We start from the raw sequence: 1,760 nt of genomic DNA, 5'->3' as shown, positions 1-1,760 counted from the left end.
CGTAAGAGTCGGTGCCTGCAATTGGGTGGTGGTCGGTTCTGTAAAATGCATTTCTACAATAAATCCAGCTGAATTCCCTATATCGTCTTTATCAGATCCCATTTCACCATCTTTACCTTGAACATTGTTTGACAATGAGAAATACAAAACCTTATTTCCTTTTTCATCTGTATCTAATAAATCATAGTTTGGTTCTAATATAATAGAGCCTACATTTATTTCAGTAGTAGTCCTTGTGCCTCCATTTGCTTCGACATTTAAACTTAATGCATCTTGATAAGGATTATCAGGAACTGCATCAAAAATTCCTGTTATCGTATCATTCATTTTTTTCATCGTGAAATATTCATCGGTGCCAAATTCATAACTAACTGTTAATTCTGACGCATTATACTCTGTCCGTATTGACCCTCCATAAAATTTTAAATCTTCATTATCTGTTGCTGGCAAATGGATTTGCAATTTTATCTGCTGTTTTTTTTCAACAGTAACCGTTACTTTTCTAAAATAAAACACTTCATCATCAATTTCTCCCAATGCCATTTGCAATAAATCTTTCTTACCATCTGTTGTTTCAAGCTCCATAACAAAGTTTCGATTTGTATCTAACGCAAATATTGTTGTAGTACATATCATGGGAACTGTTATCAGTAAGCTCAATAAAAGCAGAAATTTTTTATATTTTTTCATATATCTGTTCCTTTATTTGTAGATTAATTTTTGTAAATAAATAATATCATTGACATCTACACGCCCATCACCATTTAAATCTCCTTCAATGGCTGGATATCGTAATTTTACTGTATAAATATTAGTTAAACCTGTTCCATCCTCTAATCTTAAAGTAACAGGTGTTGTATAATTTAAACGTGTTGTACCACTTATTACTTTCTGTGTTTCAGAATACACGCTGATTTCATTTTCGCTTCCTGATGTTGTAAAGGTTGCAACAGCCTTGTTTAGCCCTGAAACACCTACAGGCACATCAATGAAAATTTCATGAGTAATATTATTTATTTCACCTTCGTACTGATTTCCATTTAAAGCTTTCAATGAGAAATTATTCAATATTAAACCTTCTGTTATTAGATTAGTTCTAATTGTATATGTTTCTGCTTTCCCACTTATATCAATTAGATTTAATTTGCTAGTTCTGCTAAAGTCATACTTTTGCCCAATAATCAGTGGTTCACCATTAAACAAAATCGTTTCTGCATTCTCTATATCATATACAACCTCAAGCGATGTGAAATCAGTTGCTAAAGTGTCCAAAATATTGATTATGATAATTTTATTTTCAGAATCAATTGTTATATATTGGTCTGCGATTTCCTCATTATTTATAACAATATTAAATTTATTAATATGCATTTTAATTTCATCATTTACTAAACTTAATTCAAAATTATTTTGCATATCTGTATTACTTAAAGTTATCTGCTTTATATCGCTCAAGCTTGTGAAGAACAGCGGACTGCCCGATTCAAAAACTTCTCCATCCATCATAAGGCTTACGCCCTCAGCAACTTTGAAATCAAATACAAATGGCTCAGAAAAATTGATTTCCTTATTCGTTACATCAAAACCGATCACACCGGTTTCTGAATCAATCCTGCCGGTAAGGATTATATCTCCCTGTGTTAGAGTTACTTGTCCTACAAACTGCGGGCCATAATCGATCTCCGCCTGCAAGGTATAGATTTCCTTGTTGCCGTCCAGTTCTACTACGATCAGCCTTGGTTTGCTCACATCGATGTAGG

General features: G+C 32.8%; 2 protein-coding genes. Both read right to left on the bottom strand.

Translation table 11 applies throughout. The features are described 5' to 3' along the window. Positions 1 to 690: hypothetical protein (locus DAHG_RS21490; RefSeq protein WP_034457566.1), on the bottom strand; the 690-nt coding region annotated here is incomplete at its 3' end. Positions 691 to 702: 12 nt separating this feature from the next. Next, a partial coding sequence (locus tag DAHG_RS21485; protein ID WP_034457564.1) for a hypothetical protein occupies positions 703 to 1,760 on the bottom strand: 1,058 nt, incomplete at its 5' end.

This window comes from Dielma fastidiosa (assembly GCF_000313565.1).
GTDB lineage: Bacteria > Bacillota_I > Bacilli_A > Erysipelotrichales > Erysipelotrichaceae > Dielma > Dielma fastidiosa.
The sequence above is the reverse complement of the archived record's forward strand: the minus strand, read 5'-3'. Positions and strand labels throughout refer to the sequence as shown.